This is a genomic window from Kribbella sp. NBC_00359, assembly GCF_036097425.1.
Taxonomy (GTDB): Bacteria; Actinomycetota; Actinomycetes; order Propionibacteriales; family Kribbellaceae; genus Kribbella.
Genome location: NZ_CP107975.1, coordinates 8,367,562 through 8,392,646 on the forward strand (window position 1 = coordinate 8,367,562; position 25,085 = coordinate 8,392,646).

Annotated in this window: 22 protein-coding genes; 5 read left to right on the forward strand and 17 right to left on the reverse strand. The window is 68.7% G+C overall.

The window, feature by feature from the left end; all coding sequences use genetic code 11:
- Nucleotides 1–8: 8 nt before the first annotated feature.
- The 4 genes from OG876_RS40475 to OG876_RS40490 all read right to left on the reverse strand — a co-directional run bounded on the left by OG876_RS40475 (nt 9) and on the right by OG876_RS40490 (nt 4,672).
- Nucleotides 9–1,007, reverse strand: a complete 999-nt coding sequence (locus OG876_RS40475; protein ID WP_328522033.1) for an RNA polymerase subunit sigma-70 — start codon at nt 1,005–1,007, stop codon at nt 9–11.
- 46 nt (nt 1,008–1,053) lie between these two features.
- A complete protein-coding gene (locus OG876_RS40480) occupies nt 1,054–2,046 on the reverse strand; it encodes a zinc-binding dehydrogenase (RefSeq protein WP_328522034.1) in 993 nt (330 codons plus the stop codon).
- A gap of 142 nt (nt 2,047–2,188) precedes the next feature.
- Entirely contained in the window at nt 2,189–3,160 is a 972-nt protein-coding gene (locus tag OG876_RS40485; RefSeq protein WP_328522035.1) for an aldo/keto reductase, read from the reverse strand.
- A gap of 105 nt (nt 3,161–3,265) precedes the next feature.
- Nucleotides 3,266–4,672 (reverse strand): DUF2252 domain-containing protein, encoded by a 1,407-nt coding sequence (locus tag OG876_RS40490; RefSeq protein ID WP_328522036.1) that lies wholly within the window; start codon nt 4,670–4,672, stop codon nt 3,266–3,268.
- An 87-nt stretch (nt 4,673–4,759) separates the two neighbouring features.
- Here OG876_RS40490 and OG876_RS40495 point away from each other — a divergent pair, with 87 nt between their 5' ends.
- Complete coding sequence (locus tag OG876_RS40495) at nt 4,760–5,815, forward strand: LLM class flavin-dependent oxidoreductase (RefSeq protein WP_328522037.1); 1,056 nt, start codon at nt 4,760–4,762, stop codon at nt 5,813–5,815.
- A gap of 125 nt (nt 5,816–5,940) precedes the next feature.
- On the forward strand, nt 5,941–7,023 hold the full coding sequence (locus tag OG876_RS40500; RefSeq protein ID WP_328522038.1) for an IS110 family transposase: 1,083 nt from the start codon (nt 5,941–5,943) through the stop codon (nt 7,021–7,023).
- Between the two features lie 294 nt (nt 7,024–7,317).
- Here OG876_RS40500 and OG876_RS40505 read toward each other — a convergent pair whose 3' ends face one another.
- On the reverse strand, nt 7,318–9,213 hold the full coding sequence (locus tag OG876_RS40505; protein WP_328522039.1) for a glycoside hydrolase family 76 protein: 1,896 nt from the start codon (nt 9,211–9,213) through the stop codon (nt 7,318–7,320).
- Between the two features lie 242 nt (nt 9,214–9,455).
- Between OG876_RS40505 and OG876_RS40510 the strand changes: the two genes are divergently transcribed.
- Nucleotides 9,456–10,220: a peptidoglycan recognition protein family protein gene (locus OG876_RS40510; RefSeq protein WP_328522040.1), complete on the forward strand. Its 765-nt coding sequence runs from the start codon at nt 9,456–9,458 to the stop codon at nt 10,218–10,220.
- Nucleotides 10,221–10,467: 247 nt separating this feature from the next.
- Here the strand turns inward: OG876_RS40510 and OG876_RS40515 are convergent, their stop codons facing one another.
- From OG876_RS40515 to OG876_RS40530, 4 genes are all read right to left on the reverse strand, one after another.
- Nucleotides 10,468–12,588 carry an MMPL family transporter gene (locus OG876_RS40515; RefSeq protein ID WP_328522041.1) on the reverse strand — a complete coding sequence of 707 codons (2,121 nt, stop codon included), beginning with the start codon at nt 12,586–12,588 and terminating at the stop codon, nt 10,468–10,470.
- 162 nt (nt 12,589–12,750) lie between these two features.
- Nucleotides 12,751–14,319, reverse strand: coding sequence for a DUF6297 family protein (locus OG876_RS40520; protein ID WP_328522042.1), 1,569 nt, complete (start codon nt 14,317–14,319; stop codon nt 12,751–12,753).
- Nucleotides 14,316–14,969 carry an ABC transporter ATP-binding protein gene (locus OG876_RS40525; RefSeq protein WP_328522043.1) on the reverse strand — a complete coding sequence of 218 codons (654 nt, stop codon included), beginning with the start codon at nt 14,967–14,969 and terminating at the stop codon, nt 14,316–14,318. Before OG876_RS40525 ends, OG876_RS40520 begins: the two co-directional genes overlap by 4 nt.
- On the reverse strand, nt 14,966–15,583 hold the full coding sequence (locus tag OG876_RS40530; RefSeq protein ID WP_328522044.1) for an O-methyltransferase: 618 nt from the start codon (nt 15,581–15,583) through the stop codon (nt 14,966–14,968). The genes OG876_RS40525 and OG876_RS40530 overlap by 4 nt, the downstream gene beginning before the upstream one ends.
- Nucleotides 15,584–15,695: 112 nt before the next feature.
- Between OG876_RS40530 and OG876_RS40535 the strand changes: the two genes are divergently transcribed.
- A complete protein-coding gene (locus OG876_RS40535; RefSeq protein WP_328522045.1) occupies nt 15,696–16,676 on the forward strand; it encodes a carbohydrate kinase family protein in 981 nt (326 codons plus the stop codon).
- Here OG876_RS40535 and OG876_RS40540 read toward each other — a convergent pair.
- A complete protein-coding gene (locus OG876_RS40540; protein WP_328522046.1) occupies nt 16,663–17,121 on the reverse strand; it encodes an ester cyclase in 459 nt (152 codons plus the stop codon). The genes OG876_RS40535 and OG876_RS40540 overlap by 14 nt on opposite strands.
- 80 nt (nt 17,122–17,201) lie before the next feature.
- Between OG876_RS40540 and OG876_RS40545 the strand changes: the two genes are divergently transcribed.
- Nucleotides 17,202–17,795, forward strand: a complete 594-nt coding sequence (locus tag OG876_RS40545) for a TetR/AcrR family transcriptional regulator (protein ID WP_328522047.1) — start codon at nt 17,202–17,204, stop codon at nt 17,793–17,795.
- Here the strand turns inward: OG876_RS40545 and OG876_RS40550 are convergent.
- The 7 genes from OG876_RS40550 to OG876_RS40580 are packed head-to-tail and all read right to left on the reverse strand — an operon-like array spanning nt 17,783 to nt 25,081.
- Nucleotides 17,783–18,499 (reverse strand): GntR family transcriptional regulator, encoded by a 717-nt coding sequence (locus OG876_RS40550; RefSeq protein ID WP_328522048.1) that lies wholly within the window; start codon nt 18,497–18,499, stop codon nt 17,783–17,785. The genes OG876_RS40545 and OG876_RS40550 overlap by 13 nt on opposite strands.
- A gap of 52 nt (nt 18,500–18,551) precedes the next feature.
- Nucleotides 18,552–19,829, reverse strand: a complete 1,278-nt coding sequence (locus OG876_RS40555) for an alpha/beta fold hydrolase (protein ID WP_328522049.1) — start codon at nt 19,827–19,829, stop codon at nt 18,552–18,554.
- The gene (locus tag OG876_RS40560) at nt 19,826–20,626 is read right to left on the reverse strand and encodes an ATP-binding cassette domain-containing protein (RefSeq protein WP_328522050.1); all 801 of its coding nucleotides are present in this window, start codon (nt 20,624–20,626) and stop codon (nt 19,826–19,828) included. The genes OG876_RS40555 and OG876_RS40560 overlap by 4 nt, the downstream gene beginning before the upstream one ends.
- 20 nt (nt 20,627–20,646) lie before the next feature.
- Nucleotides 20,647–21,453, reverse strand: coding sequence for an ABC transporter ATP-binding protein (locus OG876_RS40565; protein WP_328522051.1), 807 nt, complete (start codon nt 21,451–21,453; stop codon nt 20,647–20,649).
- Nucleotides 21,450–22,433: an ABC transporter permease gene (locus tag OG876_RS40570; protein WP_328522052.1), complete on the reverse strand. Its 984-nt coding sequence runs from the start codon at nt 22,431–22,433 to the stop codon at nt 21,450–21,452. Before OG876_RS40570 ends, OG876_RS40565 begins: the two co-directional genes overlap by 4 nt.
- Nucleotides 22,430–23,386 (reverse strand): ABC transporter permease, encoded by a 957-nt coding sequence (locus OG876_RS40575; RefSeq protein ID WP_328522053.1) that lies wholly within the window; start codon nt 23,384–23,386, stop codon nt 22,430–22,432. The genes OG876_RS40570 and OG876_RS40575 overlap by 4 nt, the downstream gene beginning before the upstream one ends.
- Before the next feature lie 3 nt (nt 23,387–23,389).
- On the reverse strand, nt 23,390–25,081 hold the full coding sequence (locus OG876_RS40580) for an ABC transporter substrate-binding protein (protein WP_328522054.1): 1,692 nt from the start codon (nt 25,079–25,081) through the stop codon (nt 23,390–23,392).
- Nucleotides 25,082–25,085: the final 4 nt, after the last annotated feature.

Genomic DNA, 25,085 nt, shown 5'->3' on the forward strand with positions numbered 1-25,085 from the left:
CTCGGTCGTCAGGCGGGGTACACCTCCGGGAAGCCGAACAGCTCGACCAGTGCGGGCTGGTGGTGGAACGCGACCACTCGTGAGACGCCGGTGGCCGTGGTGGCCAGCACGACGGCACCGTTTGCCCGGAGCACGCCGTCGGCGGCGCGGTAGTACACGACGGCCGCGGGCTGGCCGTTGGCGGTGGTCGGGAGCATCCGCCAGTCGCCCGGGGTGCCCAGCACGTAGGCGTCGAGCACGTGGATGCACATCGCGCGGCCTGCTTGCCAGTCGCGGAACGGCGTCGCCTCCAGCGTGGCGTCCGTCCGCAGCACCTTTTCGAGCAGGGCAGCGTCGGACCGCTCGAAGGCGGCGATGTACCCGTCCAGTAGCGCGCGGGCCCGCTGGTCGGTCGGTTCGAGCAGTTCCGCGGGCTCCGGCTCCAGTTCGTTGAGCCGGGCACGGGCGCGCTGCAGGCCGCTCTTCACCGCGGCCGTGGTGGTGTCGAGGACTTCCGCGGTCTCGGCCGCGGAGAACGCCAGCACCTCGCGCAGGATGAGGATCGCGCGCTGACGGGCGGGCAGGTGCTGCAAGCTCGCGATGAGCGCCAGCCGCAGCGACTCCCGCGCGACCACCACCGCGGCCGGATCGTCGTGGGGCGGGGCGATCCACGCGTCCGGCAACGGTTCCAGCCATGAGACCTCGCCCGGCGCATCAGGACTCGGCACGCGGTCGGGTTCGTCGCACGGGCCGGCCAGTCCCGACGGCAGGACCCGGATCCGGCGCGGCTCCAAGGCTGTCAGACAGACGTTGGTGGCGATCTTGTAGAGCCAGGATCGGATCGACGCGCGGCCCTCGAATCCGGCGTACGACCGCCACGCCCGCAGGTAGGTCTCCTGCACCAGGTCTTCGGCGTCGTACGCCGAGCCCACCATGCGATAGCAGTGCGCCAGCAACTCCCGCCGGAACCGCTCGGTCTCGGCAGAGAACCGATCCTGATCCGGTGTCGCCCGCAACCGCGCCGTCATGCGGCGAGCTTAGGCCGACGACCTGCCGGCCGCTCGATGGCCCGAGTCACGGCAGTAAGGCCAGCTTGCCGATGGTGGCTCTGGCCTCCAGTTCCGCAAGCACCTTCGGGCCATCGGCCAAGTCGTACGTCGTGGGCCGGCCGGGCGTGAGCACGCCGGCCGCGATGAGCGCGGACAACTCGGCCATGAGCTCACCGAAGACCTGCGGTGCCGCCTGGATCAGTACGCCGATGTTGAGGCCGATGACGTGGATCTGATGTCTGTACACCAGTTCCCAGTTGGTGATGGTGGCTTCGCCGCCCGCCAGGCCGTAGACGATGACCCGCCCGGTCACCCGTTTGGCCGCGGCCAGGCTGGCCTCGAAGGTTGTGCCGCCTGCCGACTCCAGCACCAGATCGGCACCGGCGCCGCTGGTCAGCCGCAGGACCTCGGCGACGAGGTCGCCGCCGACGGAGTCGAGCACGTGGTCGGCACCCAGCGCGAGTACGGTTTCGTGCTTGCCCGCGGATGCGGTGGCGATGACCGTTGCGCCATAGTGCTTGGCCATTCTCACCGCAGCCTGACCCGTCGCGCCCGCCGCGGCGTGGATCAGCACTGTCTGCCCGGCAGCGATGCCGCCCAGAGGCTTGAGTGCGGCCAGTGCGGTCGGCCAGTTCACGACCAGGCCCAGCGTCTCCTGCTCTGTCCAGCCCGCGGGCACCGGCACCGCCGCGGCCACGGGCAACACCATGTACTCGGCGAAGGCACCGTCCCCTACGCCGATGACGCGAGTCCCTGGGCATGGGCCGGTCACCTCCTCGCCCACCGCGACGACCTCGCCGGCGCCCTCGAAACCGGCCAGGTACGGCGGCCTGGGGCCATCCCGGAATGTGCCGTGGGCCTTCGAGATGTCGGCGAAGTTGATCCCGGCGGCAGCGACCCGGATCAGAACCTCCCCGCGGCCAGGGACCGGCACCGGCGCGTCGGTGATCAGACGCATGTCCTGCAGACCCTCGAGGGACGTCTGCTGCAGGGCGCGCATAGTGGCGGGGATGCTCATGGCGATCACCGTTCCTTTTCCCGGCATGATCGAGACCGGTCCGTCCAGCGGGCCGGCCCTTCTACCAGGTAGACCCTCGCCACCGAGCAAAGGAATCGGCTGCCCCGGCTCGACCGCCGGGACAGCCGCACGTCCGACTGAGCTATTGCCGGGTGAGGATCGTTCTGACCTCGGCGAGTTGGTCGGCGGTGAGCGGGCCGTGCGCCAGGGCGCCGGCGTTCTCCTCGACCTGGGCGACGGTTTTGAAGCCGGGGATCGGGATGAAGGCTTCGCTGCGGGCCCAGAGCCACGCGAGGGCACCTTGGGCCAGGGTGCGGCCGTCGGACGTCAGTACGTCGCGGACGGCGTCGAGGCGACGGAGTGACTCGGCCTGGTCGCCGGTGCGGAAGTTCCAGCCGTGCCGTACGTCGTCCGCCGGGAGACTGCTGTCCTGGTCGAACTTCCCGGTCAGCAACCCCATCCCGAGCGGACCGCGGACGATGCTCGCGAGTCCGTTGCGTTCACACAGATCCAGCACCTCGTCGTTGCCGCCGAACACGTTGAAGTGCTGCTGGATCGCCTTGCAGTGCTCACTCTTCGCGAACACCGCCGCCCGCTCCGGGCTGTCCGTGCTCCACCCGATCGCCCGAACCTTGCCTGCGGCAACGAGTTTCTCGAGCACCGCGAGGACGTCGTCCGCCTTCGCCAGGTCGTAGCCGCCGAGGTGGAACTGGTACAGGTCGACGTGATCCGTCCCGAGCCGCCGTAGCGACTCGTCACACGCCCACCGGATGTAGTCGGGGTCGCCGTTCTCCCCCGGCGCCTCCCGTGTCTCCTCGACGTACGTGTAACCCGCCTTGGAGGCGATCACGATCTCGTCCCGGACGTCACCGAGCGCGGCCGCGATCAGCTTCTCGCTGTGCCCGCAACCGTAGACGTCGGCGGTGTCGAAGAACGTGACCCCGAGGTCCCACGCGCGCCGCAGCGCCCGCTTCGACTCCGTGTCGTCGATCACCCCCCAGCCGACCGGACTCCCCTGCCGCGCATGCGGGCCGCCGATCGCCCAGCACCCCATCCCGAGCGCGCTGACCACCGGTCCACCGTCGCCGAGCGAACGTTGTGCTGCCTTCGTCATCCGGTCCTCCGAACCGTAGCGGGAACGTTTCCAGCATCCTCATCACGATTCCCTGTGTCCGTCCAACACGGAAACAAACTGACCTTCACAACTCGCATAACTGAGTCAGACGCCGGGCTGGGCTTTCACGCGCCCGGTGGTGACGGCGTCGGCGAGGGCGGCGTGATCGCGGTCGTTCTGGCTGGCGTAGGTCTTGGCGAACTCGGCGACGGCACGGTCGAAGCGGTCGGACTTGCCCAGGTACGCCGCGATCGCGAAGCGGTCGCCGGAACGGGCGTGGGCGCGAGCCAGCGTGTAGCCGCAGAGCTGGGCGTAGAGCCGCATACCGTCGGGGTTCAGGTTGTCGATGTCGACGGAGAGCTTCCAGTCGCGGAGTTGCCGCACGTAGTAGTCCTGCGGCCCGTCGGCCGCCTCGGCGTGCAGCCAGCCGAGGAAGATGTCGCTCGCCGCCTGCATCAGGCGCTGGCCGACCACGACGCGCTCTCCCTGGTTCACGTACTCCGAGTGGCCGGCGTACTCGCTGAGCACCGAGGGGCCGGCCTGCTTGGCCTGCAGAAGGAGGGCATCGTCCTGGACGGTCGACTCCATCAGCAGGATCCACGCCCGGGTGCCGACGCTGCCGACACCGACCACCTTGTGCGCGACGTTCGTGAGGCGGAAGTGGTCGATCAGGTGCCGCCGATCCTGCGGCAGCGTGTCGCGATAGCTCGTGACGAGCTCCTGCAACTGACCGAGCACGGCGTCGGTGTCGACGCCCGCGAGGTCCTCGAGCGGCACGACCAAAGGCGGGTCGGAGACGATCCGCCGTTGGCCGTAGACCACGGTGGTCAGCTTGCCGATCGCCTGCAGATTGTCGCGGGTGTATGCCTTCGCGAGTGTCCGGTCGGCGGCCTTGAGCCCGGCCTTCCGCCGCTTGCGCTCGGCCGACGACAGCGTGGCCTTGTACTGCTTGGCCGCCTCCTCGACGTCGAGGCGCGCGTACCACACCGTGAGGATCGACTGCCCCGCGAACTCGCGCATGGTTTCGCGGTAGCTCCGTACGGCGGTCAGCGCGAGCTCGTTGCATTCCTTCGCACTGAACCCGTTGTCCCGGCCGGCCACCACGAAGCTCGCCGCCATCCGCTTGACGTCCCACTCGAACGGTCCCGGTAGTGTCTCGTCGAAGTCGTTGATGTCGAACACCAGTCGCCGCTCCGGCGAGGCGTAGGCACCGAAGTTCGACAGGTGCGCGTCGCCGCACAGCTGGACGGTCAGCCCGGTCGCGGTCGTCTGAGCCAGGTCGGCCGCCATGACCAGCGCCGCACCGCGATAGAAGGTGAACGGTGAGGCCAGCATCCGGCCGTGCCGGATCGGCATCAGCTCCGGGACCCGCCCTTCGGCCTGGGTGAGCAACAGCCCGATCGGGTCCCGCTCGTCGCCCGCCCGGAACTCGGCGTGCGACTCGAGCGGCACGTCCTTGCGCACTGCCTTCCCCCGCGCCGCCCGCTCGTCGGCGCTCAGGTCCGCCGTCATGACCCCAGCCTGGCCCACTGCGTCCGCCGTGACCAGACCGCGAGACGATCGAAAGTCGACTAATCAGGTAAACATAAACTGCTTTGCATGACTTTCCTCTGGTACATCCCGAACCAGGTCGCTCCCGGCCACCGCGGGGACGACACCGTCCAGGGACACAACAGCCTCGAGCGGTTGACCGAGCTGGCCCGGCTCGCCGAGGACCACGGCTGGGCCGGTGCGCTCCTCGGCACCGGGTGGGGCCGGCCGGACACGTTCACGGTCGCCACCGCGTTGGCCGCGCGTACGACGACCTTCCAGCCGCTGGTCGCGATCCGGCCTGGCTACTGGCAGCCCGCGCACTTCGCGTCGGCGGCGGGGACGCTCGACCAGCTGAGCGGCGGGCGGCTGCTGATCAACATCGTGTCCGGTCAGGACAATCTGGCCGCGTACGGCGACTCCGAGGGCGACCAGGCCCAGCGGTACGCGCGGACCCGTGAGTTCCTGCAGTTGGTACGGCGCTTGTGGACCGAGGAGGACGTCACGTTCACCGGCGACCACTTCTCGGTCACCGGGTCCACGGTCGCGACGCGTCCCGTCGTACGCGAAGGCAGGCCGCATCCGCGGCTGTACTTCGGCGGTGCGTCGGAGGCAGCGCAGCGGGTCGCAGCAACGGACGCCGACGTGCAGCTGTTCTGGGGCGAGCCGCTGGACGGGATCGCCGAGCGGATCAGTCGGCTGCGGGCGCTGGAGTCCGAGCTCGGTCGCGAACACCCACCGCTCGAGTTCGGGCTGCGGATCACCACGCTCGTCCGCGACACCACCGAGGAGGCCTGGGCGGACGCTGAGGTCAAGGTCGCGAAGATGGCCGAGGCCCAGGGTTCTCGCGATCGCCGGTGGTTCAAGGCGGTCGGCCAGCAGCGGCTGCTCGAACTCGCCGAGCGCGGCGAGGTCCTCGACGACAACCTCTACACCGCTCCCGGCAAGTACGGCGGAGGCGGCGCCGGTACGACGTGGCTCGTGGGGTCGGCCGACGACGTCGCCAAGTCCCTCCGCAAGTACCAGGACCTCGGACTCACCCACTTCATCCTGTCCGACACGCCGTACGCCGAGGAGACCGTCCGCGTCGGCGACCAGCTCCTGCCACTGCTGAAGAACGCCTAGACGGTATGAAGTGACCGCTCGGGGTTGCTGAGTGGTTGCGGGCCGGGGGCCTCACTCGCACAGATTCGTGGGTTGCCGAGTAGGGGCTGCCTGCTCGGCCTGTCCGACATGTGTGGGAGGCCCCGGTGTTTTCCGAGCGTACGAGTGTTGGGCTTGATGTGCACGCACGGTCGGTCGCGGCGGCGGCGATCGATGGTGTGACGGGCGAGCTGGTGCAGGCCAGGCTGAGTCCGTCGCACGATGAGATCGGGTCGTGGATCCGGGGCCTTGCGGGTCCGGTGGCGGTGACGTATGAGGCTGGTCCGACCGGGTTCGGGTTGTCGCGTGCGTTGAACGCGGCGGGGGTTCGGTGTGTGGTCGCGGCGCCGAGCAAGCTGCAACGTCCGGCGGGTGATCGGGTCAAGACCGACGCGAAGGACGCGATTCACCTGGCCCGGCTGCTGCGCCTGGACGAGGTCACGCCGGTGGTGGTGCCCACGGTCGAGCAGGAGACGGCGCGAGATCTGGTCCGGGCCCGCGAAGACTGCCGGGGTGACTTGATGCGCGCCAGGCACCGGCTGTCGAAACTGCTGCTGCGCCAGGGCATCGTCTACTCCGGCGGGCAGGCCTGGACCGGCGCGCACGATGCCTGGCTGCGTCGCCAGTCGTTCGGCTCCGCCCCGCTGCGGTTGGCGTTCGAGTCCGACTACGAGGCCATGGTGATGGTCAAGGCACGCCGGGTCCGGCTCGACGCCGCGATCGAACAACTGGCCGCCGGCAGCGAGTTCACCCCGATCGTGCGGCGACTGGGGTGCCTGCGCGGTGTCTCCACCTTGACCGGGTTCGCGCTGGCGGTCGAGATCGGCGACTGGCACCGGTTCACCGGCAACACCATCGCAGCGTTCGTCGGTCTGGTGCCCAGCGAGTACTCATCCGGGGCATCCCGCGTGCAAGGCTCGATCACCAAGACCGGCAACACCCACGCCCGAAGGCTGCTGGTCGAGGCTGCCTGGCACCACCGCGCCCGCTACCGGCCAGGCAAGACCATGCACGACCGGTGGGAGCTGACCGGACCCGCCGCCAGAGCTCGCGGTGACGCCGGCAACCGGCGGCTGCATGCCCGCTGGATCCGGTTCACCGAACGACGCAAACGCCCCGTCGTCGCAAACGTCGCCGTGGCCCGTGAACTGGCCGGCTGGTGCTGGTCCCTGGCCACCCTGCAGGAGTAACAACCCACCCCGACCCGGCTTCGTCGACCCCACCGGCACAAGCAGCGCGTGGAGCGACCCGCGAAACAGCTATGAGCAACCCGGCCACGGCACCAGGCAACGCTCGACCCTAGACACGCGAACCGCTCCTGCCGAACACCCCGTACTGCGGTAACCAACCCGCGCATATCAGCCTGACCGCGCGTCGCCAACGACACGCTCACCACCGGCCGGCCAACGAAGCCAACGAGGCGCCCGCCCCGAACAACCAGGACGGGCGCCTCACCCTGCCACTTGACAGGACGTCACTACATATCAGCTGTAGGCGGCGCTCACGTGGTAGACGCGGCCGCCCCAGCCGTCGGTCGGGAAGGAATCGGCGACTCGGATGTAGGCGGCCTTGTCCGGGCCGAGGTAGGGGGTCAGGTCGATGGTCTGGTCCGCCTTGTTCTCGCCGTCGTGGAGCTGGCGGGTCTCGGTCAGGACAGTGGTCCAGTTCTGACCGTCACCGCTGACCTGAACGACGTACTCGTTGTCGATCGTCAGCACCGCGTGCGCCGCGGCGGTGTCGGCCGGGAACGGGAAGCGGTAGACGAAGTAGGAGTTGCCGTCGGCGAACCGGTTCTGGACGCCGTTGCTCTGTGAGCCGTCGGCGTCCCACAACCAGGGCGTCTCGGCCGCCGTACCGGTGTCGAAGTCGACGGTGCGCGCGACCAGCATGTCGGCCTGCGCACTGAACGCCAGCCGGCTGCCGGACGTCGCCGTCGCGGTCACCGCGTAGTGCCCGTCGGTCGTGCCGGCGGGAATCGTCACGTCCAGCTGGACACTCGATCGTGCGGGTACGGCGTTCCCGTGCGGATGGAGCGTGGTCGTCGCACGCGCCGGCGTCACGGCCCATCCCGCGGGCGCTGCCGCCTTCACCTCGACCTTGAGCGCACCAGCCGGCGCAGTGGCCTGTAGATCGACCTTGAGCTTGACGTGGGTCGGACCACCGCTCGCCGGCATCACCACCGGCTGGGCCGGACTCAGCGTCGCGGACAGCGATTGATCAGGAGTCTGCTTCGGTACGGCGGCGATCAGGGCACTCAGCGCACTGGCCTGCGTGCGCCAGTCGAAGGCGTTCGGGTGATCGGCATTGGTCAGACCCGACCAGCGCTCACCCAGTCGTCCGGACGCATCGCGGTCGTGGTCCCACACACTATTGGCCTGCTGCTGGACGAAGGCGACGTACGTCGCGTCGTGGGTGGTGTCGGCGAGATCCATCCAGTACCGCTGGAAGATGCCCTTGAACTGCTTGCCATTGTCATCGCACTGCCGATCCGGAGCATCGCAGTACTCGGTCAGTACGCCGTCCGTCACCAGTCCGCCGGATCCGATCGATGCGTCGGCCAGCCGCCGTACGGTGGTCAGCAACCCTGGGTCCCGGGTCGCCCGCCGCAGCTCCAGGCCGGCGCCGATCGCCAGCCCCTGGTTGTAGCTCCACACCGTGCCGCCGTTGTTCTCGCAGCTGCTGTTCAGGCCGTCGTTGACCAGACCGTCGGAGTTGATCATGCCGCTGCTGTTGAGCCAGTTCCAGCCGTCCTGCGCCCGGCCGAGCCAGCGGTGGTCACCAGGCAGCCGGTTGTGCAACTCGGCCGTGAGCCGGATCCAGAGTCCATTGGTGACGGCGTTCTTGTACGTCCGCTCCCCGTCCCACCAGACGCCACCACCGCACGTGCTGGGATCCCAGTACCCCTCGACGTACTCAGCGATCGTGACCGCCATGTCGAGGTACTTGCGGTTCTTGGTGAGGTCGTAGGCCTGTATCCAGGTCAGACCCCACCACTCGGAATCGTCGATCGCGCGGCTGGTGAAGTTGCCGAGCAACGGATCGCCCGAGAGGTATCCGGCCGGGAACGCTCCCTTGTCCTTCTCGAACGTGTTGTCCAGCTGGGACAGATAGCGCCGGTCGCCGGTGCGCTGCATGTAGTCGCCGATCGTCTGCAGCGCGACCGCCGAGTTCCACCAGCTCGACGGGAACCACGCCTTCACCGGCTCGTACGAACTCATCAGCACGTCGGCCGCGACCCGGGCCCGCGCGACGGCGGTCGCGTCCTCGGTGTCCCGGCCCGGATCGGCTCCGGCCGGCTGTGCCGAGACCATCCCGAGGCCCAGCGCGACGGCTCCGGCCAGGACGGCGCGCAGGGCGCGCGCCGGACGATTCACGACCATGATCGATCTCCTCGAGTACCTCGGGCGGCGAGATTTGGAAACGTTTCACTGATTCCTGCGCGGAAGCTCATCAAGCCCGGACAACGATGTCAAGACCTCGACGCCACGCGCTCGACCAACTACCGCACCCCCGCACTGAAAGGATGGCGTCACCGCTTGACGACCGCGCGCCCAGTGTGATCGGTTGATTACCGAGCGCCAGCGTTGGGTATGCGGTGCCGTGAGGCATGTGAGGAGCACAGATGGTCGTATATCTGCCCCGGTCCGCCTGGAACGCGCGGCCGCCGAACGACGGTCCGGGCAACCTGACCGTGTCCCGGGTCGAGGGCGCGGTCATCCACTGGCCGGGCACCGGGTCGACGAGCGTCATCCATAGCAAGGCGGCGGTCGCGTCCGCGTTGCGCGGGTGGCAGGACTACCACATGGACACCCGTGGCTGGTCGGACATCGCGTACCAGGTCGCGGTCGACCAGGCCGGCCGGGCCTGGACGCTGCGCGGGTTGCGTACCCAGTCCGGCGCCAACGGCAACAACGATCTGAACGAGCGGTACGGCGCGATCCTGCTGGTGCTCGTCACCGGCGAGCAGCCGAGCGCCGCCCTCAAGGCGACCACCCGCGCGGTGATCGCCGACTTCCGCAAGCTCTACCCGCGCGGTACGGCGATCCGGCCGCACTCCGCGGTCCGGCCGGGCGGCACCGACTGCCCCGGGCCGGCAGCCCGGGCGGCGCTCGCCCGCGGTGAGTTCACCCCAGGCCAAGTGGAGGACGATTTGCCGTACACACAAGCTCAGCTCAGGGCCATGATGCAGGCCGAGATCGAGGAGTACATGAAGCGGTTCTGGGCTGCCCCCACCGGCACCGGCACCGCGCTCCGGCAACAGCTGAATCGCATCGAGGCCGCCGTCACCCGCGCGGCGATCAGCGAGGACGCCGGTCTCGACCAGCCCGTCGTCCCCGACGCTCCACCGACGCCCGATCCGGAGGAGGAGCCGGCACCCCAGCAATAGGCGGCCCAGCGCCCTGCGGCCCGCAGCATCCGCAGGGCGCCGACGACTGTCGGTGGGACGTGGTTGGGTGCTCGCGTGGATCTCACGGAGCTGTCCGAGCGGTTGGAGAAACTGTCGGTCCGGACTACCCCACGAGATCAACCAGACATGGCTAGCCCGCGAGGTCTGAGTCGCCGCGACCGGCGCGGGCATTGACGGACCGGCGTACGGGGCTCCGGCTTGTCGCCGGAGCCCCATCCGCCGTACGTCAGTTCTTCGCCGACGGTTCGAGCTCCCGGGCGTCGGAGTCGGCGGCCTCCGCGTCCGCGGTCGCCTTGCGGTCCTGGTGGCCCGGCCACCAGGCCGCACGCCCGATCAGCGCCGTCAGGCTCGGCGTGAAGAACATCGCCATCACGAACGCGGCGACGACGATGCCGAACGAGACGGCGAATCCCATCTCGGTCAGCAGCGAGTTGCCCGCCATCATCAAGGTGGCGAAGGTGGCCGCCAGGATGAACCCGGCCGCGGCCACGGTCGGACCGGCGTGCCGCACCGCCATACTGGCGGCCTCGCGTGGATCGCGGCCCTCCCGCGCCTCCTCACGCAGCCGGGAGATCATCAGGATGTTGTAGTCCGTGCCGATGGCGACCACGAACAGGTACATGATCACCGGGAGCATGAACATCAGCCCCGAGTGTCCCTGACCCTTCTGGAAGATGAGCACCGTCGCGCCGAGCGTGGCGCCGAAGCCCAGCCCCACCGAGGCCATCAGGTACCAGGGCGCCACCACGCTGCGCAGCAGCAGGCCGAGGATGATCATGATCAGCAGCGCGGCGAGCGGGAACACCGTGCGGTAGTCGTGGTTCACCGCGGCGTTGACGTCCTTGTAGATCGACGACATACCGCCGACGAGCGCCTTCGTGCCGGACGGTGCGTCGGCGTGTGCGACGTCGCGGACGTCGCCGACCGCGCTGATCGCCTGGTCGGTCGCCGACCCGTACTTCAGCGTGACCGTGATGTTGGCGGTCCGGCCGTCCTTGCTGATCGCGGCGGGCTGGACGTCGGCGACACCCGCGACCGTGCTGAGCTTGCGCTCGTACGCGGGCAGCGCAGCCGGGTCGAGCCGGCCGTCGCCGGTCGAGGTGACCAGGACCGAGGTCGGTTCGGCGGCACCTGCCGAATAGGCGTTCTGCATCTCGGTCTGGACGACCATCGATTCCTGGGTCTTCGGCATCGACCCGGACGCCAGGTCGAACGTGGCCTTGAAACCGAGCGTGCCCAGCGCCAGCGCGATCATCACCACGCCCGAGACGACCGCGAACAGGGCCGGGCGGCGCTGTACGCCGCGGCCGAGGGCCGCGAAGCGCGCGTTCGAGGGCTCCTTGCGCCACGCCTTCGACGGCCAGAACAGGACGCGCGGCGGGATCAGCGAGCAGATCGCCGGGAACAGCGTCAGCGCGGCCAGCAGCGTCACCGCGACGGTGATGGCCAGCGCCGGGCCCATCTGCTTGAGGAAGCCGAGCGTCGACAGGAGGAGCGCGAGGAACGAGATCATCACCGCACCGGCCGCCGAGGCGATCGCCTCACCGACCCTGCCGACGGCGTTGACCATCGCCGCCTTCGGCTCGTCGCCGGCCCGCAACCGTTCGCGATAGCGGAACGTCAAGAACAGGTAGTAGTCGGTGCCGACCCCGAGCAGTACGACGATCAGCAGCGCCGAGATCGAACTGTTCGCCTGCAGCCCGAAGAGCTTGGTGGCGTCGGCGATGAGCGAGTTGGCCGTGGCCGACACCAGTGTCATCAGGACGAGCAGCGGCAGCACCGCGAGGATCGGTGAGCGGAAGATGATCAGCAGCGTGATCAGGATGATCGCGAAGGTGCCGGCCAACGCCAGCGCGTTGGCACGGGTGGAGGAGTCCTGCTGGTCGAGCCCCTGCGCCGCCGAACCACCGAGCTTGGCGTCGAGTTGCGTGCCCTTGGTGAGCTCCTTGGCGTCCGCGCGCAGCGCCTTCGCGGCGTCCAGCTGTGTCGGCTGACCGGCGCTCTTGGTGTCCATCGAGACCAGACCAAGCACGTACCGGCCGTCCTTCGACGGCGGCCCGGGAACGACCTGCTGGACCTGGTCGATCTTCTTCGCGCCCAACTCGCCGGTGATCCGCGCCGCGTCCTTCAGATCGTCCGTCGTCAGCTTGCCGCCGTCCGAACGCTGGTACAGCACGATCGCGGACGGCGTGAAGGCACTCGGGAACGCACTCTGCTGCAGATCCGCAGCCTGGATCGACTCGTAACTCTTGGGCAAGAAGCTGGTCTCGTCGCTACTCGACGGGAGGCTCGGTGCGGTGGCGACAATGGCGACCGCGGCAACGATCCACGCCACGATCGTCCACACGGAATGACGGACGACAACGCGCCCGATGCGGTGAAACATCTCGATCTGCCTCCGGGCAGTGATTGGTAGAAGGTCAACCGCCACGCTGACCCACTCCCCTGACGCCGCCCAGTCACCCCCCTGACACCACCCCTGACACCAGGGGCGGTGGCCTTTCGGTTGTTACTCGGTTTTGGGGCGGACGGCGAACATGATCATCAGCACGATGGAGGGGATGATCAGGACCCAGGTCGAGCTGATTCCCAGGAGGACCGGGGCCAGACAGACCAGCAGCAGGTCGAAGCCGCGCATCGGTTGGGAGAAGAGACCCGGCGGGATGGCACCCATGGGCGAGGCGACCAGAGGTCCGGAGTACGACGGGGGCCGGGCAGAGGCCTGACGTACGGCGCCGGCGAGCATGCCGGCCGCAACCGCGAACGTGGCCGGCCCGTTCCCGATCGCCGGCGACGCCAGCAGGGACCACAGCGCCGCGAAGCCGGCCGGGACCACCGCCATGATGACGCGGAGATCGCGCAGGTCCATCCCCAACGCGCGCACCAACCCGGTCGACCGGCACACCGACCGCAACCCGTCCATCAACGGACGGACGGCGACAAACCCGGCAAACCCCGCAGCGATAGGCACGAGTACGTCGAAGCCCGCGCCCGAAACCGCATACGGTACGACGAGCAGTGCGAAGCCGATCACGAGTCGCCGCGGCCACCTGAGGATCCGCAAGAACTCCCGCTGTATCAGCGCCGACCCTCGCGACCCACGACCGCGCCGCGAATGCACCCGCCCCTTCAACCGCCAGTGCCGACCGGACACCACGTCGGCCAGCATGCTGATATCCAGACTGCTCGCCGCTCCGGCGAGACCGGCCAGCAACTCCCCGCCCGCGATCACACTCGTCCGGCTGAGCTTGTCGAGCGTCTGCGAGGTGACGACGACGAGCGCCACACACAGCACCAGCGCGACCGCACAGATCACCAGCAGCCACGTCTGAGCCGAGCCGAGCAACAGCGCCGGCCCGGAGGACGTATAGCTGGAACCGGTGAAGGTCGAGACGATGACGAGGTTCTCGAAGGTGTCCTGTTGTGAGCGAGGTTGGAGCGCGAGCAACACCGCCGGAACCACCGCAGCGACGAGCAACAGATCCGCAATCCGCAGCGCCCAGCGTGACCGCGGGGCCGTCTGCTGCGCCCAGACCGTCACCGTCCCGACGCAGACGAGCAGGGCCGCCATCAGCACCGACACCTCGGTCACATCGGCCAACCTCGACCCCAGCAGCGCCCAGATGATCGCCGACGCAACGAACCCAACCACCGCCACAACGCCCATCACCAGCCGGTACGTCGGCCGCAGCAAAGACGCCCGATTCACGGGAGTGGCAAGCAGCCAGAAGCCGGTCGCCTGCGACGCGGACACGGGACCCACGCTCAGCAGCACCCGGAGCGTGGTTGCCAGGAGCAACGGCACCACGATCCACGGCGTCCAGTGCGACAACTCACCACAGGTGAACGACCGGCAACTGGCGGCGTTGGAGTTGAGGTGGTGGACCACGTTGCCGCCGGTCGCACCGAGCATAGCCAGGGTGAAGATGACCAGGTAGGCGTCTTCGAACACCTGCCAGAACGACCGGTCCGCGTGCCGCCGCCGGGTGGTGCGCATCCATTGGCGCAGTGCGCGGGACGTCGGGATCGCGCCGAAGTCGTTCGGGTCGAAGACGACCGGGCCTTCTGCTGAGCTCATGGCAGCGGGGTGAGGGTGACGACGGAGTCGGCGACGGCCTCCACCAGGGCCGGGTCGTGGCTGGCGAACAGGATCGAGGTGCCGGACTTCTTCTCCTCGATCAGGCGGTCCGACAGCCACTGGACGCCGTCGGTGTCGAGGCGCGCCTCGGGCTCGTCGAGGACCATCAGCTTCCGGGGGCGGACCAGCGCCGTCGCCAAGGCGAGGCGGCGGCGCTGACCGGAGGACAACGAGCCGGGCAGCTGGTCGGCGGCGGGGAGCAGGCCGATGTCGTCGAGGAGCGTGTCGACCAGGTCTTCCGGCTCCGGGTTGCCGTGCGCGCGGGCGAGCAGGTCCAGGTGTTCGGCCGCGGTCAGGTCCGGGAAGAAGTCCAGGTCGTCGAGCAGCGTGGCGACATCACGCCGTACCGTCTCGGCTCGTTCGTCGATCGGCAGGCCGTCGAGCAGGATCTTGCCGGCCGCGGGCTCGGCCGAGCCGACGATGCACTTGAGCACGGTCGTCTTGCCCGCGCCGTTCGGCCCGACCAGCGCGATCGCCTGGCCCGCGGACAGGGTGAACGTGAGTCCCTCGATCACCGGACGGTCGCCGTACTTGTGCTGCAGGTCCGTCACTGCCAGTCGCGCCGCGGCCCTGCTCCCCGCCTTGCTCACTTCTTGCGGACCAGGGTGAGTCCGTCGCCGATGCCGAGCATGACCACGTCGACCCGGTCGTCCGCGGCGATGTGCGCGTTGAACTCCTTGCGGTCCGCCGGGCCGTCCGGGTCGGCCACCCGGCCACCGGCCAGCGTGTTGTCGAACAGCAGCAACCCGTTCGGCCGGACCAGCGGCAGCACGGCCTCGAAGTACTGGATGTACCAGTCCTTGTCGGCGTCCACGAAGGCCAGGTCGAACTCGCCGTCCAGCTTGGTGACCGACTCGTGCGCGTCACCGATGCGCAGGTCGATCTTGTCCGCCACGCCGGCCCGCTCCCAGTACCTGCGGCCGATCGCGGTCCAGTCCGCGTCCACGTCCAGGCAGATCAGCTCGCCGTCGGCCGGCAGACCGCGCGAGATCGCGAGCGCGGAGAAACCGGTGAAGGTCCCGATCTCGACCGCCCGGCGGGCCGAGATCAGCCGCGTCAGCGTGGTCAGGAGCGCGGCCTGGTCAGGGGTGGTCAGCATCCGGGCGGGGCCGCCGAGCGCCTCGGTCTCGGCCACGAGTTCGGTCGCGATCTCGTCCAGCGGCATCCCGTGCGCGACCATGTAGTCGTGCAGTTCCTCGGTCACAGGTACCTGATGGCCCATGAATTCCCGCCTCCCATGTATTAGATCGGTCGCCTGTAGTCTCTATGGGTTGTCCGCACGTCGCACACCCACCCCACCTGAGGGAGCACCCCGTATGCGCATCGCCGTCGCCGGATCGATCGCGACCGATATCCTGATGACGTTCCCGGGCCGGTTCAAGGACCAGTTCCTCGAGGAACAGATGCACAAGGTCTCCCTGTCGTTCCTGGTCGACGAGCTGGTCGTCCACCGCGGCGGCGTCGCGGCGAACATCTGCTACGGGATGGCCCAGCTCGGGCAGCCGTCGCTGCTGGTCGGGTCGGTCGGTGCCGACTTCGCCGAGTACGGCGCGGCGCTGACGACCGCCGGCGTGGACGTGTCGCACGTGCGCGTCTGTGAGAACGTACACACGGCCCGGTTCACCTGTACGACGGACCTCGACGCCAACCAGATCGCCTCGTTCTACACCGGCGCGATGGCGCAGGCGCGGGAGCTCGACCTGGGCGCGATCCACGCGAAGTCCGGCGGGATCGACCTGGTGCTGATCGGTGCGGACGACCCCGACGGCATGCTCAAGCACACCGAACTGGCCAAGCAGCACGGGATCGCGGTGGCGGCGGACCCGTCGCAGCAGATGGCGCGGATGGACGGCGCCGATATCCGCACGCTCATCGACGGGGCGGCGTACCTGTTCAGCAACGAGTACGAAGCCGGCCTGATGGTGCAGAAGACCGGCTGGAGCCACGGCGAGATCCTGGAGCGCGTGGGCGTCCGGATCACCACCCACGGCGGCGACGGCGTCGTGATCGAGGACGCCAGCGGGATCCTGGCCAAGGTTCCGGCCGTCCCGGCGCCGGGTCTGGTGGACCCGACCGGCGGCGGCGACGCCTTCCGGGCCGGCTACCTGACCGGCCGCGCGGCCGGCCTCGACCACGAGGCGTCCGCCCACCTCGGCTGCACGCTGGCGACCACGGTCCTGGAGACGGTCGGCACCCAGGAGTACACGCTCGACCACCCCACCTTCCTGGATCGCCTGACCGCCACCTACGGCTCCCCCGCCGCCGCCACCGCCGCCGGAGCGCTTACGACGACGTAAGGCGGGCAAGCCCACCCGTCTGGGCGAGCAGGGCGAACCGGTCCGGACTGCCCCAGTGCTCGACGATGCGACCGTCGACGACGCGCGCCAGCTCGAAGATGGCGATGTCGATCGGCGCGTTGCTGGGCGGCCCGAAAAATCCGCCCGTCGCGGTGCCGCGTGCTCGTCCGCGCGCCCAGACCAGGTCGCCGACGACGACCGAGTCCTCCAGCGTGTAGACGATGTCCGGCATCATCGCGTGCACGTCCCGGATCGCCGCCCTCACCTGCTCGCGCGCCTGCTCACCGGTCCCCGCCAGCCCGAACTGATGCTCGACCAGGTCCGGCGCGCACAGCTCGTCCACAATGCCGTCGTCCCCCGTCGCGAACCCCTCGTGCAGGATCCGCTCCAGCACCGCGAGCGGCCCGGCCTTCGTCGTACCGGCCGGCGTTTCGGAAGTAGCCATGGTCCATCCCCCTCAGATAATGCATTAGCAGTGCACTCGATGCAGTGTCACTGCACTGAACACAGTGATAGTGTGCCCACATGCCCGAGGCTGTCAAGTCCTATCGCCAGGTCCAGGCGGAGGAGACCCGGATCCGGATCGCGCAGGCCGGTCGCCGGCTCTTCGCCGCGCAGGGGTACGGCGCGACCAGCATCGACGCGATCGCGAAGGACGCCGGCGTGGCCACCCGGACCGTCTACTCGGCCTTCGGCACCAAACGGGAAATCCTGTCGCTGATCTGCGACCTGTGGTTGACCGAGGCCGGGGCGATCGAGCGGGCGCAGCAGGTGCTCGCGATCGAGGACCCGGTCGAGCGGCTGCACGGCGCCGCGGCCTGGCTGACGAACCTGTACTCGGCGGGCTTCGACGTCGTGCTGATCTTCGAGGCCGCCACCGACGAGAGCGCCGAGACCAAGGCGTTGCTGCGCTCCAAACTCCAAGGCCGCAACGAGGTGATGGACGCGATCATCGCGTCACTCGAGACCGGGCTACGCATCCCGCTGAAGCAGGCGCAGGCCGTCTACCGCGCGCTGGCCGCGCCCGGTGTCTACCAGGAACTGGTCGACGAGTCGGGCTGGACGCCGGCGGAGTTCGAGCAGTTCGTTGCCGACTCGCTCCGGCGTCAGCTGCTTTGAGACCCCGCCCACAGGCCCCGGACGTGGCCGATGTGGCGGCGCATCAACTGCTCGGCGCCGTCGCCGTCGCGCGCCTCGACCAGGTCCATCAGCTCGTGGTGCTCGGCCGCCGACTGTCCCAGCCGCCCGCTCTCGACCAGCGGTGTGAGCCCGAGCAGCCGCGTCTGCGACCGCAGGTCCGACACCAGGTCGACCAGCCTCTGGTTGCCGGAGTACGTGAGCAGCGTGACGTGGAAGACCCGGTCCGCCTCGATGTACGCGATCAGGTCACCCGCCTCCGCCGCCACCACGATGTCCTCCGCCAGCGCCCGCAGCCGCGGGAAGTCCGCGGCGGGAATCGCCGGTACGACGACCCGGATCGTCGGCGGCTCGATCAGCTGCCGCAGCGAGGCCAGGTCGTCCAGGTCCGCATCGGACACCTCGGTGACCCGGAAGCCCTTGTTCCGCAGCGAGATCACCAGGCCCTCGCGGACCAGGTCGAGCATCGCCTCCCGCACCGGGGTCGCGGACACCCCGAACCGAGCGCCCAGCATCGGCGCCGAGTACACCTCCCCCGGCTCCAGCTCGCCGGAGATCACCGCCGCCCGCAGCGCGTTGGCGACGCTGTCGCGCAGGTTCTCCCGCTGCTTCAGCCGCCGCACGCTCGGCAGCGGCCCGGTCGAGCCGTCTACGGCGTGATGAGCCGCCGAAGTCCCCTGAACCATCCGTTCACCTCCCTGGTCACCGCTCGCCGCCCATTGTGATGCACTCCACCCCTCAACTCGCGGGTACGCCACCCCCGACGGCTCGCACCAGCTCGGTCAGCCGGGCGAACACCCGCTCCACGCCGAGCCCATCGTGCTCGTACTCGTTCGTCACCCACGCCTGTAGGTTGCCGACCCGGCTCGCGGTGTCCAGCTGCAGCCCGGAGTCGACGTACATGTCGTCGTAGTAGACCGCGGCGGCCACCGGTACGTCGTTCGCCGCGAGCCGCTCGAGGTCGTACAGCTCCGACCACCGCGGCCGGCCGGCCAGCACCTCGACGGCTCCCCGGAACGGGCGCAGTCCGCGGATCTCCTCGAACATCCAGGGGTACATCATCTCGCCGGTGAACAGCAGCGGCCGCGCCTCCTCGGCGAACTCCGGCCGCAGCTTCCGCTCCGCCTCGGCCGCCCAGCCCGTGGCGCCCTCGCCGGACCCGTAGATGCTCTCCTGCAGCGCCGCGAACAACGGGTTCGAGCTGTACGACGACGACGCCATCGCCTGATCGAGGAACGTGTCCGACAACGAGTCGCCGTCGAAGGCCTCGTCGAGCAGCCAATGGATCCGCTCGTACCCGGGTTTCATCCCGAAGTCGATCCCGAGCGACTGGAACCGCCGTACCGTCAGCCGATCACCATCCGGCAGCCGTACGTCGGAATCCGCCAGCCGGTCTGCTATCCCGCCGACCCGCTCCACGTTGTGGGGATACCGCTGGTAGAACTCACGGTTCTTCGCCGCCACCCGCGGATACGTCCGTCGATAGACCTCGGCCGCCGACGGATCGATCGAGGCCAGCCCGCCAGTCACGTAGCAGGCCGTCAGTCCGTCCGGGGCCTTCGACAGGTAGGTGAGCGTGAGGAATCCGCCGTAGCTCTGGCCCAGCGTCGACCACTTGCGCCCGCCGAAGACCGTCGTCCGCAGGTGCTCGGCATCGGCGATGATCGAGTCCGCCCGGAAGCAGGCGAGGTAGTCGGCCCCTTCCTCGGCGGACAGCGACTCCATCCGCCGCCCGGAGATCGGCGTACTGCGACCGGTCCCCCGCTGGTCGAACAGGATCACGCGGTAGCTGTTCAGGGCCTGGTCGATCCACCCCGTCCGCCCGGGCGGCCGCGGCGCCTTTCCGCCTGGACCGCCCTGCAGGAACAGCAGGCACGGCAGGTCCTCGTCCTTACGCACCGGGTCGACGAGCTCCCGGGCGAAGACCGTGATGGTCTCCGAAGGATTCGCCCAGTCCAGCGGCACCTCGACGGTGTGCTCCCGAACATGCATTCCAGGAATCGTGTAGCTGGTCATGAAGCCTCCTTCGCCCGGCGTCTGGCATCCCACTCCGGATTGATCCGCGGTACGGCGGCCAGCAGCGTCCTCGTGTAATCGTCCTGGGGATCCCCGAACACCTGGTCGCGTGACCCCAGCTCCACGATTCTGCCCTGGTTCATCACCGCGACCCGCTGCGAGATCTGCCGGACCACGGCCAGGTCGTGCGCGATGAAGATGTAGCTGAACCCGCTCTCCCGCTGCAATCGCATCAACAGCTCCAGCACCTGCGCCTGGATCGACACGTCGAGCGCGGACACCGCCTCGTCGCAGATCACCAGCTTCGGGTTCACCGCGAGGGCCCGGGCGATGCCGATCCGCTGCGCCTGCCCGCCGGAGAACTGCGCCGGATACCGCTGGCAGTGGTCCGGGTTCAGCCCGACCCGTGCCATCAGCTCCTGCGCGAACGCGCGCCGCCCACCGGCCGGCGTGATCCCTTGATAGGTCAGCGGCGCGGTGACGATCCGCTCGACCGTGTACCGCGGGTTCAGCGACGAGAACGGATCCTGGAACACCACCTGCACGTTGTTCCGGAACGACGCCAACTCGTTCCCGGTCGCCCGCGTCACGTCCTGCCCATCGAACTCGACCGACCCGCTCGTCGGCTCCAGCAACCGCGCGGCGATCCGCGCAGTCGTCGACTTCCCGCTGCCCGACTCCCCCACGATCGCCAGCGTCTCACCGAGCTCAACCTCGAAGCTGACGTCGTCGACCGCGGTGAACGTGGACTTCCGGGCCATCGCGCCTTCGCCGCGGGTGAGGAATTGCTTCGTCACCCCACGCACCTTCAGCAACGTCATGACGCCACCACCTCGTCATCGATGCGCGGTACGGCGTCCAGCAGCGTGCGGGTGTACTCGTGCCGAGGATCCGAGAACACCTGCTCGGCCGTGCCGTACTCGACCGGCTCACCCGCACACATCACCAGCACCCGTTGAGCGATCGAGCTGATCACCGCCAGGTCGTGGGTGATGAAGACCATCCCGGTCCCGGTGGTCGACTGCAGCTCGGCCATCAGCTCCAGGATCTGCGCCTGCACGGTGACGTCGAGCGCGGTCGTCGGCTCGTCCGCGATCAGCAGCGCCGGTGAGCAGCACAACGCCATCGCGATCATGACTCGTTGCCGCTGGCCACCGGAGAACTGATGCGGATAGTGGTCGACCCGCCGGCCCGGATCGGGGATCCCGACCTGGTCCAGCGCCTCGATCGCCACCTGCCGGGCCGCCCGCCGCGACCCACCACGGTGTGCCCGGTACATCTCCTCGATCTGCAAACCCACGGTGTAGTAGGGATTCAGCGACGACAACGGATCCTGGAACACCATCGAGATCGCGTTCCCGCGCACCGACTGCAGCTCCCGCTCCGACCGGCCGAGCAACTCGGCGCCATCCAGCCGGATGCTCCCTTTCGTTTCCGCACCGCGTGGCAGCAGCCCGAGTACGGCGAGAGCCGTCATCGACTTGCCCGATCCGGACTCGCCGACGATCCCGAGCGTGTCGTCGCGGCCGACGGTGAACGACACGTTCTTCACCACATCCACCGGACCACGACTAGTCGGCAACGTGACAGTCAGGTCCTCCACCACGAACAGTTCATCCGTCATGCCGACGTCACTCTCACTCGAGGATCCAGCGCGGTGTAGACAAGGTCCACCACGACGTTGCCGATGACAACGAAGAACGCGGCGAGCAGGGTGACCGCCATGATCACCGGCTGGTCGTTCTTCGCGATCGAGTCGGCCGCCATCTTGCCGATCCCGTTCAGCCCGAACACGGTCTCGGTGATCAGCGCGCCGCCGAGCAGGCCGGCGAAGTCCATCCCGAAGATCGTGGTGATCGGGGTCAACGCCGGTCGCAGTGCGTGCCGGCGCAGGATCAGCGGGCGACTCAGTCCCTTGGCCCGCGCGGTCCGGAAGTAGTTCTCCGACAACGTGTCGATCACGTTGCTCCGGGTCAACCGCGCGTACAGACAGGCGTAGCCGACGGCCAGCACGGTCCACGGCATCAAGTACGACTCGAACCACAGCACCGGGTCGTCCGCGAAGGCCGGCGCCGACGGGAACGGCAGCACCTGCAGCTTCACGACCAGGACGAATTGCAGCACGAGCGCGAGGACGTAGTTCGGCACGCTCACGCCGCCGAGGGCGAGTGCCATCGCCGTACGGTCCCACCATGTTCCTTGCTTGATCGCGCTGATCAGACCACCGATCACACCGGCGAGCAGCCACAGTACGGCGGCGCCGACCGCAACCGTCACGCTGACCGGGAGCCGGGTGGTGATCATGCTCCACACCGACTCGTTGGTCTGGAAGCTGTACCCCAGACACGGCGCCGGGCAGTGCACCGAGCCGTAGTCGCGGCCGGCGAAGATGCCCCGGAGGAACTCCCAGAACTGGGTGAAGAGCGGCTGGTTCAGCCCCAGCACGTCGCGGATCGAGTTGATCCGGTCCGGCGTACAGGTCTTGCCGCAGATCATCACCGCGGGATCCGGCGACAGCTTGAAGAAGATCAGATAGGTGAACAGGCAAACGGCCAGCAAGATCACCACGACCCCGCCCAGGCGCCCGAGCACGTAGCGGGTCATGTCGCTTCTCCCTGGTCGATGACCGAGCGGATCTTGTCGCCCAGGACTGTCAAGGACAGCACGGTGAGGAACAGGAAGGCGCCCGGGATCGCGAAGAACATCGGGTCCACCGAGTACCAACTGACCGAGCTCGCGATCATCTGGCCCCAGGACGCGGTCGGCGGCGAGACGCCGACGCCGAGGAACGACAGGCCGGCCTCGGTGCCGATGTAGCCCGGGATCGCCAGCGTCGTCATCACGATGATCGAGCCGCGCAGGTTCGGCAGGATCTCCCGGAACACGACCTGCACGTCCTTCGCCCCGGACGCCCGCGCCGCCTCGACGAACTCACGGTTGGCCAGCGTCATCGTCTGACCGCGGATCACCCGGGCCAGGTACGGCCAGCCGAACGCGCTGATCACCACGACCAGCAGGACCGGGCGGTTCCCGGCCGGCAGCGAGGACAGGATCGCGATCATGAAGATCAGCGCCGGGAACGCCATCAGGAAGTCCATCAGTCGCGAGATCACCTGGTCGACCCAGCCGCGGTAGAACCCGGCCAGCATGCCGAGGACGACGCCGAGGATCCCGGTCAGCAGCGTCGCCGACAACGAGATCGTGATCGACACCCGCGCGCCGTACACGATCCGGGCGAACAGGTCGCGGCCGTTCTGCGGCTCGACGCCGAACCAGTGCTCGCGGCTGATCCCGCCGAGCGCGCCGTTCGGTACGCCGCCCAGCGCGGAGTTGATCGCCGCCGAGTCGAACTCGTACGGCCCCCAGCCGCTGAGCTTGGTGATCAGCGGCGCGGCCACCGCCATCAGGACCACGATCGCCAGGAACATCACGCACAGTACGGCGCCCTTGTCCCTGGCCAGCGTGGTGAGGATCCGCCGGGTCGAGGTCGGGGGACCCTCGGCCGGTGCCTGGGTCCCCACCTCCTCGACCTCGATCAGTGCCGGGGTCGTTGTCATCGGCTACTTCCCGGCGTCGGCGAGGCCGACCGAGACCAGGTCGATCCCACCGGAGAACCCGTCGTGCAGGTACGCGCCGGCGATGTTGCTGCCGACCAGCATCAGCACCTTCTCGTACAGCAGCGGGACGACCGGCGCGAGTTCCATGATCTGCTTGTCGAGGTCGCCGTACGCCGCGTTCGCCGCGGTGACGTCGGTCAGCTTGGCGATCTCGTCGATCTTCGCGTTCACGCCCGGGTCGTTCAGCTGGGCCAGGTTCGAGTTGCCCTTGGTGGTGATGTTGCGGCCGTCGAACAGCGGCGGCAGGAAGGTCGCACCGGACGGCCAGTCCGGGCACCAGCCGGTGATCGCGGCGTCGTGCTGCTGCGACGTCGTCCCGATCACCTCGTAGTACGTCGCGGTGTCGATGGTGTTGATCTTCACGGTGATCTTCAGCGGCTCCAGCGCCTGCTGGATCGCGACCGCCATCGCCTGCATCTTCGGTTGCGCCCGGGTGTCGAGCGTCATCGTGAAGCCGTTCGCCAGACCTGCCTCCGTCAGTAGCTTGCGGGCCGCCTCGACGTCACCCTTGTGGTCCGCGCTCGGGTACGGGTCGTAGTCCACCCGGCCGGCTACCGTCGGCGGCTGGATGCTGGTCGCGATGTCGGCGAGCGCCGATCCGCCGTCCGCGTCCCGCACGGTCTGCTTGTTCACCGCGAGGTTGATCGCCTGCCGGACCTTGACGTCGTTCAGTGGCTTCTTCGTCGTGTTCAGGCCCATGTACGTCGTACAGCCGCCGAGGCCGGTCATCGTGCGCTGCTTGAGCTGCGGGGTCTGGATCCGGGCCACGGAGGCGGCCTGGACCGTGCCGGCGATCGCGTCGGCATCGGCGCCCTGGCCGGCGATCATCCGCTCGTCGATGGTCGCGCCGTCGAGCCCGAACGTCCACTGGAACGCGTCCGGGTTCGCCGTCCGGACGTCGTCGCTCTTCTTGTCCCACTTGTCGTTGCGGACCAGCTTGAGCGCGGCGCCGGGCTTGTACTCGGACACCTTGTACGGGCCGGACGAGATCGGCTTGCTGTCCAGCTGGTTGCCCGCTCCCTGGCCCTTCGGCACCGGGGTGAAGGTGTTCTGCGCGACCACGCTGCCGAAGTCGGCGTACGGCTTCTTCAGGTGGAACACGATCGTCTTCGCATCCGGCGTGGCGATTGTCGGCAGGTCACCCGACTTGTACGGGCCCTGGTACGACGCCGGCGCCTCGATCAACTGCTTCGCGTACGGCGAGCCGATGCCGATCTCGGGATCCCACGCCCGGGACACGCCCCACTTCACGTCCGCGCTGGTGATCGGCGCACCGGTCTCGAAGAACAGGCCGTCCTTCAGCGTGAAGGTCCAGGTCTTCCCGCCGTCGGAGGGCTTGCCGGTGTCGGTCGCCAGGTCGGGGAGGATCTTGGTGCCTTCGGCACCGGGCGCGGCGCCCTGAGTCGTGAGCGTTCGGTAGATCAGCCGGTAGAAGTTGTTGACACCACCGTCGAAACCGCGGGCCGGATCGAGGTGGGAGTAGGCCGCGTTCTGGAGCACCTGCAGCGTGCCGCCCTGCACCGCCTTGCCGCCGGGCCCGCCCGACTCACCCTTGGCTCCGGTCGTGCCACCGCCGCAAGCGCTCACCGCCAGCACCCCGGACAGCACGAGCCCCACCAGCATTGTTCTCTTCATCTGT